The sequence below is a fragment of the Nocardiopsis sp. NPDC058631 genome, from assembly GCF_042716955.1.
Lineage (GTDB): Bacteria > Actinomycetota > Actinomycetes > Streptosporangiales > Streptosporangiaceae > Nocardiopsis.
Map to the genome: position 1 here is coordinate 1 of NZ_JBHXQY010000069.1, position 17,642 is coordinate 17,642.

The 17,642-nt window shown below is 72.7% G+C and carries 14 protein-coding genes and 3 tRNA genes; 16 read left to right on the top strand and 1 reads right to left on the bottom strand.

Features of this window, described 5'->3' with window-relative positions; translation table 11 throughout:
• Positions 1–124: 124 nt before the first annotated feature.
• From ACFWTE_RS20985 to ACFWTE_RS21040, 12 genes are all read left to right on the top strand, one after another.
• Positions 125–658: a hypothetical protein gene (locus ACFWTE_RS20985; protein WP_378781327.1), complete on the top strand. Its 534-nt coding sequence runs from the start codon at positions 125–127 to the stop codon at positions 656–658.
• A gap of 202 nt (positions 659–860) precedes the next feature.
• Complete coding sequence (locus ACFWTE_RS20990; protein ID WP_378781328.1) at positions 861–1,937, top strand: DUF2397 family protein; 1,077 nt, start codon at positions 861–863, stop codon at positions 1,935–1,937.
• Positions 1,937–3,298 (top strand): TIGR02678 family protein, encoded by a 1,362-nt coding sequence (locus ACFWTE_RS20995; RefSeq protein ID WP_378781330.1) that lies wholly within the window; start codon positions 1,937–1,939, stop codon positions 3,296–3,298. Before ACFWTE_RS20990 ends, ACFWTE_RS20995 begins: the two co-directional genes overlap by 1 nt.
• A complete protein-coding gene (locus ACFWTE_RS21000; RefSeq protein WP_378781331.1) occupies positions 3,276–7,946 on the top strand; it encodes an SbcC/MukB-like Walker B domain-containing protein in 4,671 nt (1,556 codons plus the stop codon). Before ACFWTE_RS20995 ends, ACFWTE_RS21000 begins: the two co-directional genes overlap by 23 nt.
• 160 nt (positions 7,947–8,106) lie before the next feature.
• Positions 8,107–10,209, top strand: coding sequence for an AAA family ATPase (locus ACFWTE_RS21005; RefSeq protein WP_378781332.1), 2,103 nt, complete (start codon positions 8,107–8,109; stop codon positions 10,207–10,209).
• A 229-nt stretch (positions 10,210–10,438) separates the two neighbouring features.
• Positions 10,439–10,514: transfer RNA gene (locus tag ACFWTE_RS21010), tRNA-Thr, on the top strand.
• A 99-nt stretch (positions 10,515–10,613) separates the two neighbouring features.
• Positions 10,614–10,689: transfer RNA gene (locus ACFWTE_RS21015), tRNA-Met, on the top strand.
• 102 nt (positions 10,690–10,791) lie between these two features.
• Positions 10,792–10,956 carry a 50S ribosomal protein L33 gene (rpmG, locus tag ACFWTE_RS21020; RefSeq protein WP_013156089.1) on the top strand — a complete coding sequence of 55 codons (165 nt, stop codon included), beginning with the start codon at positions 10,792–10,794 and terminating at the stop codon, positions 10,954–10,956.
• 139 nt (positions 10,957–11,095) lie between these two features.
• Positions 11,096–11,539, top strand: a complete 444-nt coding sequence (locus tag ACFWTE_RS21025) for a MaoC family dehydratase N-terminal domain-containing protein (RefSeq protein ID WP_378781334.1) — start codon at positions 11,096–11,098, stop codon at positions 11,537–11,539.
• Between the two features lie 31 nt (positions 11,540–11,570).
• Positions 11,571–11,996: a MaoC family dehydratase gene (locus ACFWTE_RS21030; protein WP_267946708.1), complete on the top strand. Its 426-nt coding sequence runs from the start codon at positions 11,571–11,573 to the stop codon at positions 11,994–11,996.
• A 27-nt stretch (positions 11,997–12,023) separates the two neighbouring features.
• Positions 12,024–13,133 (top strand): UDP-N-acetylmuramate dehydrogenase, encoded by a 1,110-nt coding sequence (locus ACFWTE_RS21035; protein ID WP_378781336.1) that lies wholly within the window; start codon positions 12,024–12,026, stop codon positions 13,131–13,133.
• Between the two features lie 407 nt (positions 13,134–13,540).
• Positions 13,541–14,134 (top strand): TMEM165/GDT1 family protein, encoded by a 594-nt coding sequence (locus tag ACFWTE_RS21040; RefSeq protein ID WP_378781337.1) that lies wholly within the window; start codon positions 13,541–13,543, stop codon positions 14,132–14,134.
• Here the strand turns inward: ACFWTE_RS21040 and ACFWTE_RS21045 are convergent.
• A complete protein-coding gene (locus ACFWTE_RS21045) occupies positions 14,097–15,176 on the bottom strand; it encodes an adenosine deaminase (RefSeq protein ID WP_378781338.1) in 1,080 nt (359 codons plus the stop codon). The two genes, ACFWTE_RS21040 and ACFWTE_RS21045, sit on opposite strands and share 38 nt — an antisense overlap.
• 309 nt (positions 15,177–15,485) lie before the next feature.
• Here ACFWTE_RS21045 and ACFWTE_RS21050 point away from each other — a divergent pair.
• From ACFWTE_RS21050 to rplK, 4 genes are all read left to right on the top strand, one after another.
• Positions 15,486–15,558 (top strand) — tRNA-Trp (locus ACFWTE_RS21050).
• A gap of 100 nt (positions 15,559–15,658) precedes the next feature.
• Entirely contained in the window at positions 15,659–15,913 is a 255-nt protein-coding gene (gene secE / locus ACFWTE_RS21055; protein WP_267946703.1) for a preprotein translocase subunit SecE, read from the top strand.
• A gap of 171 nt (positions 15,914–16,084) precedes the next feature.
• On the top strand, positions 16,085–16,900 hold the full coding sequence (gene nusG, locus ACFWTE_RS21060) for a transcription termination/antitermination protein NusG (protein WP_378781339.1): 816 nt from the start codon (positions 16,085–16,087) through the stop codon (positions 16,898–16,900).
• Positions 16,901–17,187: 287 nt separating this feature from the next.
• Positions 17,188–17,616 (top strand): 50S ribosomal protein L11, encoded by a 429-nt coding sequence (gene rplK, locus ACFWTE_RS21065; RefSeq protein WP_378781341.1) that lies wholly within the window; start codon positions 17,188–17,190, stop codon positions 17,614–17,616.
• Positions 17,617–17,642 lie beyond the last annotated feature (26 nt).

Here is a 17,642-nt window from a genome sequence, read left to right on the forward strand (position 1 = left end):
TCGAGGCCCCCCGGCAGCCGCCGGGGGGCCTCGACGCAGGTCGTCAGCTTGACGGGCCCCGAGGCGTTCCCGCGCGGGCCCGCCGGGGCCGGTCCCGGCCCCGACGGAAGAGGCGAGAGGCGAGATGAAGCGCACGATCCCGGCCGGAGCGGTCCTGCTGCTGGCGGTCTCCGCCTGCGGTCCGCAGGAGACCACCCCGCAGCTGCCCGAGGGCACCGGTGCCCCGCAGGCCACGGAGAGCCCCGGAGAACAGGCGAGCCCCGACAACGGGGAGGGCGGCCCGGGCCCGGGGCCCCAGGAGGGCGGGGGAGCCCACGTCCTCAACATGTACGGCGACGAGAACGGGTTCGACGACCAGAACCCGGTCGACTACGTCGCGACCGAGTTCACCACCTTCTCGGACATGGAGTGGTCCGAGTGGACGGAGGAGGACGCACGGGGCGAGGGGGAGCTGTCCGGTACCTGGTGCATGGATCAGGAGTGCCAGAACGAGCCCTACGAGGTCGCCGTCGAGCTCGGCGACCCGGTGGACGTGAACGGCACCGCGTACTTCTCGACGTACACGGTCACCGAGTACGACGACGACATGTCGCCGGAGGTGCGCCAGGCCCTGGAGGACGCCGACGACGGGCGCCTCTCCCTGCCGAACACCGAATGACGCGGGCGGTCCGGACCGATCGGCGGCCCCGGGCCGGCGCGGCAGGGTGGGGTTCGCCTCCATTGCGGACCCCGAGAATCGTCCGAAAGTTCCGAAAATACATAAAGTGCCTGGTCAGAGTGGGTGATAGTCGCCACCTGCCGGGGTCGGAGAGTCCGGAACCGGGCGTGGCGCGCCCCGGAGGTCTCTAGTCTGCTGAGTTGTGGGACTCAACCAGCGTGCGGACATCCGCGCGGACGACGTACAGGGCTCCGGCGGACGACCGGGGCCGCGGCACGGCCGCGCTGCTCTGCTGCGCCTGGCCACCTGGTTCGAGGAGGCCGGCCCGGACCGGGCCGACGACCTCGCCACGGCGGCCTACGGCCTGCATCCCGCACTCCACCTGGAGGGCCGCACGGACGAGGGCGTCGCCGCCACCACCAGCTGGTGGCAGGCGGACCCCGACCGCAGCACCGTCACCGAGCACCCCGGCACCCGACTGCCCGAACCCGTCCGTGACTACCGCGCACAGCAGGCGCGGCTGCGCGACGCGGCGGAGTCCTCCGCGCACTGGCGACGCGCGGGCGCCTCCCAGATCCGAGCACTCCTCACCGAGCCCACCCCGCGACGAGCGCGCCTGGACCTGTCCGGCGCCGGAATGGAGGTCCTCATGGAACTCCTCACCGCAGCCCTCGGCTCGGGAGACGCCAGCCGGAGCCCCGCGTCCGCCGGCGACCTGGAGTTCTCCCTGCGCCTGCACGTCAGCGCCGCACCGGGGTCCGAGGTCACCATCCGGGGCGAGGGCGGGGAGCTGACCCTGGAGGGGCTCCGCCTGCGCGTCACCTCCTACGACCAGCACACCGTCGAGGAGGACGAGCTCTCGGCCCCCCTCGCCCCGGGGGCGTGGACGCCGTCCTACTCCGGCTCGCTCCTCATGGGCACGGCCTTCCCGGACACCGCCTTCCCGGCCAGGGCCGTCCCGGACCCGGACCCACTGGCCCCGGCACACGGGTCCCCCGGCACCCCGGCCGAGCCGGCGGGGGCCGCCGAAACGGTGGCGGCCGGGCCGGAGCCCGACCCCCGGCCCCCCGTGGAGCCCGGGTCCCCCGACGACGCCGAGGCGCACCCCTCCGGCGAAACCCCCGCGGCCGACGCCCACCGGACCGGACCGGATACGGTCGGGGACCCGTCCGGTACCTCCACCGAGGGACCCGGGACCACCGGTAACCTCCCAGGACCGGATCCGGACGTCGAGACCACCGGGGCGATCGACCTGTCCCGAACCCGACCGTGGGGGTGATGGAGACGGACACCTACAGCGAGGACGCCGCGCTCATCGGCGAACGCCAGACCGCGGCGCGCGCCCTCCTGGCGCACCCCCTGCTCACCCAGGGCACCCACCCGTCCGAGCTCTCCCTCGTGCGCTCCCACGCCGAGTGGCTCGTCCAGCGCTTCCAGCGCGTTCTCGGGTACCGGCTCGACGTCTCCGACGATTACGCCCGGCTGGTCAAACGCGGGCTCGTCGACGAGGTCGGCCACCGTTTCACGCGTTCCAACGGCGCCCGCTTCACCCCGCGCACCCACACCTACCTCGCCCTGACCCTGGCCGTCCTGGTCGAGGAGACGGAGCCCACCACCGTCCGCGCCCTCGCCCTCCGGGTCCGAGCAGCCGCCCACGAGGCCGGGATCGACGCGGACCCCGGCCGCGGGCTCGGCGAGCGCCGCGCCTACTGCGCCGCACTGGCCCACCTGGTGGGGCTCGGCGCCCTCACCGAGACCTCCGGCAGCATCGCCGACCACCAGGCCGACGCCGCCGCGGACCCGGCCGTCCGGCCGCACCCCCAGGTCGTCCGCGCGGTCGCCGCCCACCTGCCGCAGGCCTCCGACGACCCCGACTCCTTCCTGGCGGGCGCCGCCGACAACGACCCCGAGAGCGAGCAGCACGGCGAGACCGCCCTGCGCCGCCTCCTCGCCGAGACCGCCGTGGTCTACCGGGAGGAGCTGCCCGACCGCCAGCGGGACCGTCTCGCCGCACACCAGTGGCGGGCCGCCGCCGCGCTCGGCAACCTGCTCGGCTGCGACGTCGAGGTGCGCGCCGAGGGCGTCGCGCTGGTGATGCCCGACGAGGCCGGGGCCCACCCCGCCTTCCCCGCCGACGATCCCGTCGGCCAGGTGGCGCTCGCGCTGGTCCGACACCTCTCCGGCCGCCTGCACCCCGGCCTGCCCACCACCTCCGTCCCCGTCCCCGACCGGGAACTCCGCACCGCGCTGGAGGCCCTTGGCGGAGCGGAGGCCCCCGCGAGAGCGGAGTGGGTCCGCACCGCCGGGCCCGAGGTTCCCGAACCGGAGCGGCTCCGCACCCGTGTCACGGACCTGCTGACCGACCTCGGCCTCCTGCGCGGAGGCCCCGGGGAGTGGCGGCTCACGGCCGCCGCCGCCCGCTACGGTGCCGACGTGGACGAGCGCATCCCCCTCATCCAGGACAATGACGAAGAGAGCCGGACACACCCCGCCCCGACGCGGGGGCCCTCCGGCCACGAAGACGGTCCGCCCGACGCTCCCGCCGATCCCCGCGGCGACCTGAGCCGGGTGACGTCCGTGCTGCAAGCGGTGGTGAACGAGAAGGTGAGCGCGACCAGTGGTGACACAGGAGACCAGTGAGGCCCCGGGGGCAGTTGCGGCTGACCCGGCCGACACCCCGCGCTACCGCCTCGAACGCGCGGGCATCCGCAACGTCTGGCAGTACGACGACCACGTCCTCGACTTCGCCGAGGGCCGCCTCCTGCTGCGCGGACGCAACGGCGCGGGCAAGTCCAAGGCGCTGGAGATGCTGCTCCCGTTCCTGCTGGACGGCGACGTGCGCCGCCTGGACACCACCGGCACCAACCGCACCAGCCTGCGCTGGCTCATGGCCGACGACCCCCGCGCCGGACGCCTGCCCGCTTCGGAGGAGACCGGCCCCGACCTGCTCGGGGGCCCCGAACAGGAGGCAGCCGACGACGCGGCCGGACCCGACGGCGACACCGGTCCCGCCACCCGCCTGGGCTACCTGTGGGTCGAGTTCACGACCGACCGCGGCGAACGCGGCCTCGACGCCGCCGCGCGGTCGGGCACCGGGCCCAACAGCGCCTCCGCCCTGCTCGCCGCCACCGGGGCCGCCAGCGCGTCCGCGCTGCTCGCCGCGACCGCGGCACCCGGCCCCGACAGCGCCGGGGAGGAGCCCGGGCCGAGCACTCCGGAGGGCCGGCCACGCCACCTGACCCTCGGCGCCGCCGTCATGGCCGTCGGCGACTCCGACCCGCGCTGCGTGTTCTTCGTCACCGACCGGAGGGTCGGCCAGGACCTCGAACTCGTCACCGAGGGCCGCCCCAAACCCGTCGACCGGCTCCGCTCGGAGATCGGCGCCGACAACTGCTTCACCAGCCCCGTCCCCTACCGGGCCCGGGTGATGCACGACCTGTTCGGCATCGACGACTCCGTCCGCTACCGCAACCTCATCCACCTCCTCTACCGGCTCCGGCGCCCCACCATCGGCGACCGGCTGGAGGCAGGTGAACTCGTCGGAGTCCTCTCCGAGGCCCTCCCGCCCATGGACGAGTCGGTCCTGGACGAGGTCGCACGCAACATCGCCGACCTCGAACAGGCCCGGGCCGAGAAGAGCGCCCTCACCGAGGCGGGATCCGGGGTCACCGCCTTCCTCGACGACTACCGCGGCTACCTGGTCCACGCCCTCCGCGCCCGGACCGCCGAGGTCCGCGAACAACTCGACGCCGCAGCCCGACGGACCGTCGAGACCGAGCGCCTGCGCTCGGAACTCGACCGGCTCATCACCGCGGAGAGCCAGATCTCCGAGGAGCGCGACCAGGCCCGCCGCACCCGCGACACCGCCGAGGCCGACGACGGCACCCTCGCCGCAGCCCGGAACAACGCGGCCACCGCCACCGGAAACGAACGGCGCGCCTACGACGCCGCCGTCGGCGCCTACATCCGGGCCGCCGAGGCCGCCTGGGTCGCCGCCGAGCACGCCGAACGGGTTGAGCGGCACACCGTCGAACGGCTCGGCGAGGACACCGCGGCCATCCACCGCGCACTCGACGTCCTGCGCCAGACCCACGCCGAGGCCACCCGGGCCGCCACCGCCGCCGGAATCGACCCCGCCCTCCTCGGCGCCGTCCCGGACACGCTCGACACCGTCCACGCCCCGCGCGAGAGCACCACCCGGGTCGACCTCCAGGGGCTCGAACAGGCCGTCGAACGCGAACCCGTCGAGGGCATCGACCTCGATGACCTGCGCGAACGCCTCGGTCGCCTCCACGACCAGCTCACCACCACCGGTGAGCAGTCCGTCGAGCGCGCCGACCTGGCCGCCCGCCTCACCGGCCTCACCACCGCGGAGGCCGCGGCCGACCGCCGCCTCGTCGCCCTGACCAGCGAGGCCGAGAGCGCCGACGCGGTACTCGAGCACGCCCACGGGCGCGAGAACGAGGCCATCGCCGCCCTGCGCGAGGAGAGCACCGCCTACGCCGACGGGGTCCGGGACTGGGCCGCCCGCCTGCGCGACTCCAGCCACGCCCACGCTCTCGGCGACGCCGTCCACGAGCTGGAGGGCAGTGTGGAGCTGCCCATCACCGACTCCCTGCGCGTCCTCGACCCCGATGTGCCCGCCACGGTCTCCCGGCTCGCGCACACCGCCGTCGCACCCCTCCTGGAGGACCTGCGCGCCCGGCGCGACGTCGCCGTCAACGAGGAGGGCCAGCTCTCCGACGAGCTGGCCGAGCTGGCCGAGCGGCGCACCACGAACGCCGAACACGCCCCGGACCGCGCGCCCTGGGCCACCTATCCCCGCCCCCGGGGCGAGGGCGCCCCCCTCTACCTCGCCGTCGACTTCGCCGACGGCCTCACGACCCGCGAACAGGCGGGCCTGGAGGCGGCGCTGGAGGCCAGCGGGCTGCTCGCCGGGTGGATCCGCGCCGACGGCTCCCTCCACGACCCGGGCACCCGCGACCTCCTGGTCACGCCCGCACGGCAGGCCAAGGGGCGGACCCTCCTCGACGTACTCGTCCCCGTCGCCGCCCCCGACGGCGGCGTCAACCACGACAGCCTCCGCACCCTGCTCTCGTCCATCGCCGTGCACTCCGAGGACGAACCCGTCCCGGGCGCCACCGAGGACAACGAGGCCAAGCACCGGCGCGACAGCTCCGTCGCCACCGTCAGCTCCATGTCGCTCACCGGAGGCTGGCGCCTCGGTGTGGCCTCGGGAACCCACGACAAGAGCGAGCCCGAGTACATCGGCGAGGCCGCGCGCAAACGCGCCCGCGACCGCCAGTCGGCCAACACCGACCGGCGCATGGCCATCGCCGAGGCCCTGCTCGCGGAGGCGGGCGAGCGCCGCTGGGCCGTCGAGCAGTCCTACGCCGAACTCCTGGAGGTGTCCCGGAGCCTGCCGGACCCGGCCCCGCTCATCCGCGCCTGGGCCGTCCTGGACGTCGCCCGCGGTGACGTCGCCGCCGCCCGCCGCGCCCACGGGACCGCGGACCGCGCCGCGGAGGACTGCCGGACCGGGCTCCTCGACATCCGCTCCAGCCTGCGCACCTCGGCCGACGTGAACGCCCTTCCGAGCGCCCGCGCCGAGCTGGACAGCACCCTGCGCGCCCTCGACCACCTGCGCGTGCTCGTCGGCTCCGGACTCAGGGACCTGGACGTCCTCGCCTGGGAGCTCGCGGACCACGAGCACCACGTCGCCGGCTGGCACGCCGCACGGGCCGCCCGCGTCCTCGCCGAGGACGCACGGGCCGCCGCCATCGACGACATGATCACCGTTCGCCGCCAGTTCGAGCTCGGCGACCGGGCCCGCGGCGTCCCCGGCGAGCAGATCGACGCGGCCCGCGACCAGGTCAGGGCCAGGGCCGAGGACGCGGCCCGGCGGCTGCCCGAACTAGAGCGCGGCGCCCAGCGCGCCCGGGACGAACGGGTCAGCGCCGAGGCGCGGTTGGTCGTCGCCACCCAGGAGCGCGCCGAGCAGGTGCGCCGAGCCCTCGGGGCGGGGGAGCGGCTCGTCCGCGCCGTCACCCTCCCGGGCGGCACCGGGATCGACGACACCGACGTGCCCGACGCCGTCCTGCTGCGTGCGGCGGGTCTGGACGCCTGCGCCGCGGACGACGGTCACCTCGCCGCCTACCTCGCCCATTCCGCCCCCCACGGCGGGACCCCGGCGGAGGGCCAGGCCGACCCGCCTCCCGCCCCCGACGCGTCCGCGCTCGGCCCGGACGCCCGACTCGCCCTCCTGGACGCCTTCGTCGGCCTGCTGGAGGAGGGTCTCTCCGCCCAGGAGGAGGCCGGTGCGCCCGAGGTGGACGACAGCGCCATCCTCAGCAGCCGTGAGGACCTGCACCGCCTGCTCACCTCCGCCGGGTGGGCGCAGACCCGCACCGAGCTCAGCGAGCCGCGCGGGCTCAAGCGCCTCACGGTCCACGACGAGGACGGCGCCCACGACGTCACCGCCTACGCCGAGCGGATCACCGCCTCCGCCACCCGCGCAGACGAGGCCGTCGCGGTCGCCGAGGAGGAGGCCTTCGAGCGCCACCTGCTCGGGGAGCTGGCCGGTCACCTGGCCCGCCAGATCGACGAGGCACGAGCCCTCATCACGACCATGAACGACGTCCTCAAGGACGTCACCACCTCCGCCGGCCTCGGAGTCCGCCTGGACTGGCGCCTGGCCCCCGACGCGGGCGCCGACGTGGAGGCCGTCGTCCCGCTCCTGGCGACGCCCGCCGAGGAGCGCACCCGCGTCCAGACCACCCGCCTGCGCGACGCCCTGCGCCGCTGTATCGAGGCGATCCGCCGCCTGGACCCGACCGCCACCGGCGGTGCCCAGCTGCGGGCCGCGCTCGACTACAGGTCCTGGTTCACGTTCACGGTCTACGTGACCGACGGGGCGGGCGACGAACGCCGCCTCGGCCACCGCACGGCCCTCAGCCAGGGCGAACAGCGCGTGGTCGCGTACCTGGTGCTGTTCGCCGCCGCGGCCGCCCACTTCGACGCCCTCGCCACCCGTGCCCCCTGGGCGCCCAGGCTCATCCTGCTGGACGACGCGTTCGCGAAGGTGGACGAGCCCACCCATGGGCGCCTCCTGGGCCTGCTCGTCGAGCTGGACCTGGACTTCGTCCTGACCTCGGAACGGGTGTGGGGCTGCTTCGCCAGCGTGCCGAGCCTCAACATCTACGAGTGCCTGCGCGACCCCAACGTTCCGGGCATCGCGACGATGCACTTCACGTGGGACGGCAGCAGGAGGCGCCTGGTCGGCGTGTGAGTGGTGCGGGTCACGTACGGGCTCCGGACAGCCCGAACCCCCCTGCACGGGCGGGGTCCGGGTCGGGCGGCCGGAAACCGCCGGGGCGAACCACAAACGCTTCCTCCCCACCTGTCCTAGTCTGCTGGTGCGGCAACGACAACAGAGCGGGGTGACGAAGGTGACTCGGGTACCCGAGACGTTCGGCGGAGGCGGTTCGGACGCGCAGAGCGCCCCGTCGGCCGGGGACGACCCCACCACGACCGCGCTCCTGGACGCCCTGGCGGGCTCCGGACTGCCGCGGGAGGTCCGGTCATGGGTCACCGCCGCCCTGTGGGGCGAGGACGCCCTCACCGCGCTCCTCGACGGCGAGCACATCCCCGACGCGGTCTCCGGCGTGCCCGCGGCACCAGCGGCTCCGCCTGCCCGGGTCCGCCGCTCCTACCTCACCGGCATCCGGGTCCAGGGCTTCCGCGGCATCGGCCGCCCCTCCGAGCTCACCTTCCCGCCCGGCCCCGGACTCACCGTCATCGTCGGCCGCAACGGCTCCGGCAAGTCCAGTTTCGCCGAGGCCGCCGAGGCCGCCCTCACCGGCCGCAACCCCCGCTGGGACGCCATGCCCACCGGCTGGAGGGACGGCTGGCGCAACCTGCACTACGACGAACGCACCGAGGCGACCGTGGACATCCACGTCGCCGGCGACGAGGGCCCCACCCGCATCAGCCGCCGCTGGACCGGTGAGAGCGTGCGCTCCGCGCGCGGCGAGGTCGTTTGGCCCAACGGCGAGGTGGCGCCGCTCCGCACCCTGGACTGGGGCGAGAGCCTCGTCCGCTACCGACCCTTCCTCTCCTACGACGAACTCGGCCGCACCGTCACGGGGCGCTCCGCCGAGCTCTACGACACCCTCACGGCCCTCCTCGGACTCACCGGGCTGGCCGAGGCCGAGCGCAGGCTCGCCAAGGTCTGCGACTCCCTGGCCAAGCGCCGCGACAGGCCCTCACGCGAGCTGGGCCACCTGCTCGACGCCCTGCGGTCCTCCGGCGACCCCCGCGCGGCCCGGGCCGTCCAGCTCCTCGGTGGCCAGCACCTCGACATCGAGGCCCTCCGCGGGATCGCCGCCGACGACGGGCCCAGCGACCCGGCCCTGCACGTCGTCCTGCGGCGCCTGCGGCGGCTCTCGGTCCCCGAGCGGACCGTGATCTCCGACGTCGTCAACGAGCTGCGCGGCGCCGGCATGGAGCTGGCCATGGCCGCGGGTAGCAAGGGCGACCACGCCCACGGCGTCGTCCAGCTCCTCGAACAGGCGCTGGAACACCACAAGCGCCACCCCACCGACGCCACCTGCCCCACCTGTTCCGCTCCCGGGGCCCTCGGCGCCGACTGGGCCCGCAGGGCCAACGCCCAGCTGAGGACTCTGAGGACCCAGGCCGCCCCCGCCTCGGCCGCCTACGAACGCGCCGCGGCCGCCCGCGACCAGGCCCGCTTCCTGCTCTCGCCGACGCCCGGGTGGCTGCCGCCGGAGAGCGAGCTGGGCCAGGTCTGGGCCCTGTGGGAGTCCGGGTCCGACATCGCCGACCTCGGCGAGCTGGCCGAGCACATCGAGTCGATCGGGCGCAGGCTCCGCAGCGCAGCCATCAGCGCGCGCCGGGAGGCGACCGAGCGGCTGGAGGACCCCAGCGGAGGGTGGGGCGACCTCGCCGAGCGGCTCGCGGGCTGGCTGGACGACGCCCAGGACGCCCTCCGCGCCAGGGAGGTCCTCAACAACTCCGAGACGGCCCTCAACTGGCTGGCCGACCAGGCGCGGGGCCTGAGGGCCGAACGGCTCGGACCCGTCGCCTCGCAGGCCGAGCAGGTGTGGTTCCGGCTGCGCCAGGAACGCCACATCGATCTCCAGGGCATGCGGCTGATCGGGCGCGGAGCCCGGCGCCGGGTCGAGGTGGACGTGACGGTGGACGGGGTCGACGACCAGACCAGCGCGCCCGGCCTGCTCAGCCAGGGCGAGTTCCAGGCGCTGGCTCTGTCCATCTGCCTGCCGCGCACCCTGGTGGACGGCAACCCGTTCGGCTTCCTGCTGCTCGACGACCCGGTCCAGGCGATGGACACCGAGACCGTGGAGGGGTTGTCCTCGGTCCTGGCGGAGGTGGGACGCCACCGGCAGCTGATCGTGTTCACGCACGACACCCGGCTCTCCGACGCCCTGCGCAGGCTCGGGCTGCCCGCCACCATCCGCACGCTCAACCGGGACGCCATGTCCAACGTGTGGGTCTCCGACGGGATGGTCTGACGCCCGGCCGCGGCTGCCCACGGGCGGCGGGGGCCGGGCGCGGCCTGGATCACATCAGGCTTCGGGACGTGTTGGGAACCGGCTCCGAACAGGGGTTTTCCCCGGTTCGGCCGGTCCGCCCGGGTCGCGGGGGCATCCGATTTGGCAGACCACCCCGGAATCCCTGTATAGTCATGACCAGCGCAAGGGGGCAACACCCCCGGGGCGGTCGACACAAGCCCCACAGCGCGCCCCTTTAGCTCAGTCGGCAGAGCGTCTCCATGGTAAGGAGAAGGTCTACGGTTCGATTCCGTAAAGGGGCTCCACCACTTGACGAGGTCCGGTCCACTCAGGTGGGTGGCCGGTGGAGCATCTACCGGCCTGAACCGGGACCGGTCCCCACGGGGCCGGGTTCCGTTGATCGGGGCGGGGTAGCTCAGTCGGTAGAGCAAGCGGCTCATAATCGCTGTGTCGTCGGTTCAAGTCCGGCCCCCGCTACCAACCCGTTGACCCCTGGGACATCGATCTCAGGGGTCGTCGCGGGTGCTTTGCAGTGTTCTACTGCGTACTAGGTACTGTTTCCAGCGAGAAAGGCACTCCGAAGTGGCTGCCACAGACGTGAGGCCGAAGATCACCCTGGCCTGCCAGGAGTGCAATCACCGTAACTACATCACGCGCAAGAACCGTCGGAACACCCCCGACCGGCTCGCGATCAAGAAGTTCTGCCCGAACTGCCGTAAGCACAACGAGCACCGCGAGACCCGCTAGGTCCTCGCGAGCGGCGCGGCTGAGGCCGACGTGAGCTTCTCATAGACTTCCAGCCCGGTGAGCGATCCGCTCGCCGGGCTGTTCGCGTGCCCGGGCCCCCGCGGCCCGCGTTGCAGAACCAGGACAGGAGAGGGAGAGCGTGGCGATCAACCCTGACTACCTCGGCCGGGAGTATCCCGCGCCGGAGTCCTACGAGGTGACCCGGGGCAAGATCCGGGAGTTCGCCGAGGCGGTCAACGATCCCAACCCGGTGTACACCGACGCCGCCTCCGCCAAGGCCGCCGGGTACCCCGACGTGATCGCGCCGCCCACCTTCCCGGTGATCCTGGGCATGGCCGGCTCCGCGCATGCCATCGCCGACCCCGCGCTGGGCGTCGACTTCTCCCGTGTCGTGCACGGTGACCAGAGCTTCCACTACAGCCGCCCCCTGCACGCCGGTGACGTCCTCAGCAGCGTCACCCGCATCACCGGCATCAAGTCCCTCGGCGGCAACGAGCTGCTCACCCTGGAGACCGTGGCCGACGACGCCGACGGCGAACACGTGGTCACCACCACGATGATGCTCGTCGTGCGCGGCGAGTGACCCCATCCACAGGAACGTGAGGAACGCGATCGTGAGCAGGCTGAGCCACGCCGACGTCGAGGTCGGCACCGAGCTGCCCGAGCGGACCTTCCCGGTCCGCCGCCTGGACCTCGTCCGCTACGCGGGCGCCTCCGGAGACTTCAACCCCATCCACTGGAACGAGCGCTTCGCCAAGTCCGTCGGCCTCCCCGACGTCATCGCGCACGGCATGTTCACGATGGCCGAGGCGGCGCGGGTGCTCACCGACTGGACCGGCGACCCCGGATGCGTCGTCGACTACTCGGTGCGCTTCTCCGCGCCCGTCGTCGTCCCGGACGACGACGAGGGCGCCGAGATCACCGTCGGCGGCAAGGTCAAGTCCAAGAACGACGACGGCACCGTCACGGTCCTGCTGACCGCCCGATCCGGCGGCGCGAAGGTCCTGGTGCAGTCCAAAGCCGTCGTCCGCCTGGCCTGACGGCAGTAGCGAAGCAGCGAGGTAACCGTGTCCACAGTCCCCGAGAACGAGGCCCCCGAGAACCAGGTCCTCTGGCTCTGCGACCACACCACGCTCGGCCTCGGCGGTCCGGCCACCACATCCCGGACCGTCCGCACGACCGACGAGCTGGTCGAGGCGGTCGCCGCGGCGGACACCGCGGGAGAGTCCGTGCTCATCCTGGGCGGCGGCAGCAACCTGGTCGTCTCCGACGACGGATTCCCGGGCACCGTGGTCCTCGTGGACACCCCCGGGGTCTCCTTCGAGGAGACCGGTGAGACCGACCCCGGGACCGGCGAGCCCGTCGTGCTGCTGCGCGCCGAAGCGGGCGTCGGGTGGGACCCGCTCGTGGAGCGCACCGTCGCCGAGGGGCTCAACGGGCTGGAGTTTCTCTCCGGGATCCCCGGCAGGGTCGGCTCCACCCCCATCCAGAACGTGGGAGCCTACGGCCAGGACGTCAGCCAGACCGTCCGCGAGGTGCTGGTCTACGACCGGCACGCCCGCGAGCGGCGCGTCATGACGAACGCCGAGTGCGGCTTCACGTACCGCGACAGCGCCTTCAAGGGCGACGACCGGTACGTGGTGTGCGAGGTCGTCTTCGCCCTCCGCCGCGCCAAGCTCAGCCGCCCGATCGCCTACGCCGAGGTCGCCCGGACCCTGGACGCCCGGACCGGCGACAGGGTCCCGCTGGAGCAGGCCAGGGACACCGTCCTGGGCCTGCGCAGGGGCAAGGGGATGGTCCTGGACCCCGACGACCCCGACACCCGCAGCGCCGGGTCCTTCTTCACCAACCCCGTGGTCACCGCTGAGGAGTTCGCCGCCGTGCGCGCGCGGGCCGTCCAGCGGCTCGGAGCGGACGCCGAGATGCCCGGACACCCCGACGGGCACGGCAACGTCAAGCTGTCCGCCGCCTGGCTCATCGACCGGGCGGGGTTCCGGGGCCACGCGAGGGGAACGGCCCGTATCTCCTCCAAGCACGTCCTCGCCCTCACCACCTCCCCGCCCTCGCCCACCACCGAGGACCTCCTGGCCCTCGCCCGGGACGTCCGCGACGGAGTCGAGGAGGCCTTCGGGGTCCGCCTGGTCAACGAGCCGGTGATGGTCGGCGTCTCCCTCTGACCCCCGGCGGGCAGGTGCCGCCGCCGCCGGCGCCGGTCCCGGGACGGCCGGGGCGGTTCACCGAATAACAGAGTGCCTTTTTCCGAAGAAAGAAGTTCGGTGCGCCGAACTCCTCCGGGAGCCACTCCGAATAAACAAATGCGCAGGGGCGATGAATTGCGATTCATCGCCCCTGCGGCATAAAGTACGTGTGTCGAAGGGGAGTAGTCCCCAATGCGTACGGTCGACATGCTGGCCGCCGAACGGCCCGGTCGTACGAGCCCGACCTGACGAGGAAGCCCCGGTCACACGGGCCCCAGCGTCGGTGCGGCGGGCGGACGAGACCTTTGACCCGGTTCCGAACAACCGGGTTGAAGGGGTGTTCTCCGCCTCCTTCCGCCCTGACCACCTCGTACGGGGGGAGACGCATGACTGCTTTTCTCGCGGGCCTCGGATTCAGCGCCGTCGCCATCTTCATCGCCGAAATGGGTGACAAGACCCAACTCGTCGCGATGTCCCTGGCCACCCGCTACCGCGCCCTCACGGTCATCCTCGGCATCACCGCGGCCACCCTCGTCGTGCACGCCGGAAGCGTCTTCCTCGCCGAGGCCCTGGGCGCCGCCCTCCCGACCGACTGGCTCACCCTCGTGGCCGGCGCGGCCTTCCTCTTCTTCGGGTTCTGGACCCTGCGCGGCGACGAGATGTCCGACAAGGACGAGAAGCGCGCCGCCTCCAAGCGGATCCGCTCCGCGTTCATGACCGTCTTCGTGGTCTTCCTCGTCGCCGAGCTCGGCGACAAGACCATGCTCGCCACCATCACGGTCGGCACCCAGCACCACTGGCTCCCCGTCTGGATCGGTTCGACCGTCGGCATGGTCGCCGCCGACGCCATCGCCATCGCCCTCGGCGCGGTCCTCGGCAAGAAGCTCCCCGAGCGCGCGATCCAGATCGGTGCCGCCGTCCTGTTCTTCGGGGCCGGAGCCGTCATGCTCGCCCAGGGGGCGTGGATGCTCCTGGCGTAGGCTCCTGCTCCGGCTCGGAGGACAGCCAGGCCTCCACCCCGCCCAGCAGCTCCTTCTTCAACGAGTCCGGCGCGCCCGAACCGCGGATGGACATCCCGGCCAGCGCGGCCAGCTCGGGGTCGGAGAAGCCGAACACCTCGCGGGCGATCCGGTACTGCTCCACCAGGCGCGGGCCGAACAGCAGCGGGTCGTCGGTCCCCAGGGCGATCGGGGCGCCCGCGTCGAAGAGCCTGCGCAGCGGCAGGTGCTCCAGGTCCTCGTACACGCCCAGGCCGACGTTGGAGGTCGGGCAGATCTCCAGGGTCACCTCCTGCGTGGCGATCCGCTCCACCAGGTACGGGTCCTCGATGGCGCGGACACCGTGCCCCACCCGGTCGGCGCTCAGCTCGTCCAGGCACTCGCGCACGCTGCGCGGGCCCTGGAGCTCGCCCCCGTGGGGGGTGGACAGCAGACCGGCCCGGCGGGCGATCCGGAAGGCGCCCTCGAACTCGCGGGCCCGCCCTCGGCGCTCGTCGTTGTTCAGCCCGAACGACACGACCCCCCTGCCCGCGTACTGCCGGGCCAGCCGTGCCAGGGCCTTCGCGTCCAGGGGGTGCCGGGTCCGGTTGGCGGCCACCATCAGGCCGATCGCCACCCCGGTGTCGCGCTCGGCGGCCCGTGCCGCGTCCAGGATCAGCTCCAGGGTGGCGGTGAGCCCGTCGAACAGGGCCGCGTACCCGCTCGGGTCGACCTGGATCTCCAGCCAGGCGGATCCGGCGGCGCGTTCGTCCTCGGCGGCCTCGCGCAGCAGCCGGTACATGTCCTCCGGCTCGCGCAGCACCGAACGGGCGACGTCGTACAGGCGCTGGAAGCGGAACCATCCGCGTTCGTCCGTGGCGCGGAGCCGGGGAGGCCACTCCTCGACCAGGGCCTGGGGCAGGTGCACACCGCGCTCCGCGGCCAGCTCGACCAGGGTCGAGTGCCTCATCGAGCCGGTGAAGTGCAGGTGCAGGTGGGCTTTGGGCAGCCGGTCCAATCGGCGAGCGCTGGTCGGTGTCTCCATGAACCAAGCCTGCCGTATGACGGGCGCTCCCGGTGCCAGGACACCGCACTTCCCCGTCCGCGCGGGGGCCGCCGCTACCGCGCCCCGCCCAACAGCTTCCGGATCCGGCCCGCCCTCCGCCAGGTCCTCGTCGCCGAGCGCGCAGGACAGGCACTGGCAGCCCGGGGTGCCGAGGCCCTACCGGTTTGTCCAGATCGCACGGATGGGCATACACTCGGTCGCGCCGAACGGTCGTGGTCCACGTGTCTTTGGGCACGCAGTGTGCGTAGTGCGCAGCGACCGGCTATGGTGGGAGCGCAGTTTCCGTCAAGGGCAGTGGCTCAATTGGTAGAGCACCGGTCTCCAAAACCGGCGGTTGGGGGTTCGAGTCCCTCCTGCCCTGCAAGACCGCACGCGCGGAGCGGCGGCCCTCGGGTCGCCACTCCGCACGGGGCATCGGAACTACGGGGATTTCTGGCAGCCCGCGACCCTAAGGACCCCAGGTGACACAGACTGACGCCGACGCGAAGCCCGACAAGGAGCCGAAGCGTCGTACCGGTCCGGTGACGTTCACCAAGCAGGTCGTCGGTGAGCTGCGCAAGGTTCGCTGGCCCACGCGCCGCGAGCTGGTGACCTACACCATCGTGGTCCTCGTCTTCGTGGTGGTCGTCCTCGGTTACGTCTCGCTCCTCGACTGGGGATTCGGCGAGGCCATCACCTGGCTCTACGGCACCTTCGGCCGCCCGGCGGGCGTCTGACCCACTCTTGCGGGCCGCGCCTCCTGTCGACCGGGGCGCGGCCCTGCTTCGTCCGCGCGTTGGTCCCGCATCGCCCGGAGAGACCGTAAGCTGGCATGACTGGGTTCGACGCAGACCGCTGTTCGGCGTGCGTCGCTTCGCAGAGCGCATCCGACGAGAGAAAGAGCAGCCGTGTCCGAGTCCCCACTGACCTCTGACGACTTCCCCGATGAGGAGCCGGATCAGTCGTCTGCGGAAGAGACCGGCCTGGCGGGCGAGCTGTCCGAGGACGCAGCCGACAAGGCCGACGCAGACAGCCCTGTTCTGACCGGTGACGCGGACGAGAGCACCACCGAGGACGACGCCGACGGCGACGAGGGCGAGGAGGAGGCCGAGGAGGCCCCGCGCCTGGACCCCGTCGAGGAGTTCAAGAACGAACTGGTCCTGCTGCCCGGCGACTGGTATGTCGTGCACACCTACGCGGGCTACGAGAAGCGGGTCAAGGCCAACGTCGAGAGCCGCACCCAGTCCCTCAACATGGAGGACTACATCTTCCAGGTCGAGGTGCCCGAGCACGAGGTCACCGAGGTCAAGAGCGGCAAGCGCCAGCAGGTCACCGAGAAGGTCCTGCCCGGTTACGTGCTCGTCCGCATGGACCTGACCGACGAGTCCTGGTCGGCCATCCGCAACACCCCCGGTGTCACCGGTTTCGTGGGCCTGTCCAACAAGCCCGCGCCGCTGAGCCTGACCGAGGTCGCCAAGCTCCTCGCGCCCGAGCCGGAGCAGGAGCCGGAGCAGGCGAACAAGTCCAGGTCCGGCGGCGATGCCCGCTCCGACGTGGCCTACGAGATCGGCGAGTCCGTCACGGTCATGGAGGGCCCGTTCGCGACGCTGCCCGCCACGGTCAGCGAGATCAACCCGGACACCCAGAAGCTCAAGGTGCTCGTGTCGATCTTCGGCCGCGAGACGCCGGTCGAGCTGTCCTTCACCCAGGTCGCCAAGATCTGACCCGGGCCGCCGCCCGGCGGGGTGCCGTGCCCGCCGACGGCCGTCAAGGCACTCGTCACGGCAACATAGACTTGGTGGGTCCACCCTCGTGGTGGACCCACTCCCGTGTCCTGTCCAGGTAGGGCACGTCACGGCCCGCCAGGTCCCGGCGGGTCGTCGCCCCCGCGCCGTTCGGGCACGGGGGCGCGCCTCCTTCGGCAGCGGTGCTGCCGCGATCGCCACGACTGCCCGGCGCCGCAGGGAGGCCAGGGACCAGCACACAACGCAGATCAGGCAAAGGACCCGATATGCCTCCGAAGAAGAAACTGGCCGCACTCGTCAAGGTGCAGCTCCCCGCCGGTCAGGCGACCCCGGCGCCGCCCGTTGGTACCGCTCTCGGTCCGCACGGCGTCAACATCATGGACTTCTGCAAGCAGTACAACGCTGCCACGGAGTCCCAGCGCGGCAACGTCATCCCCGTAGAGATCTCCATCTACGAGGACCGTTCCTTCACCTTCGTCACCAAGACGCCTCCGGCGCCGAGGCTGATCCTGAAGGCCGCCGGGCTGGACAAGGCCGCCACCGACCCGGGCCGCAGCACGGCTGGTTCCATCACCGCCGAGCAGGTCCGCGAGATCGCGCAGACCAAGCTGCCCGACCTCAACACCGACGACATCGAGGCCGCGTCCAAGATCGTCGCCGGCACCGCCCGCTCGATGGGCATCGAGGTCAAGTAGTCCCCGCGGTGGCACCGACCCCGGAC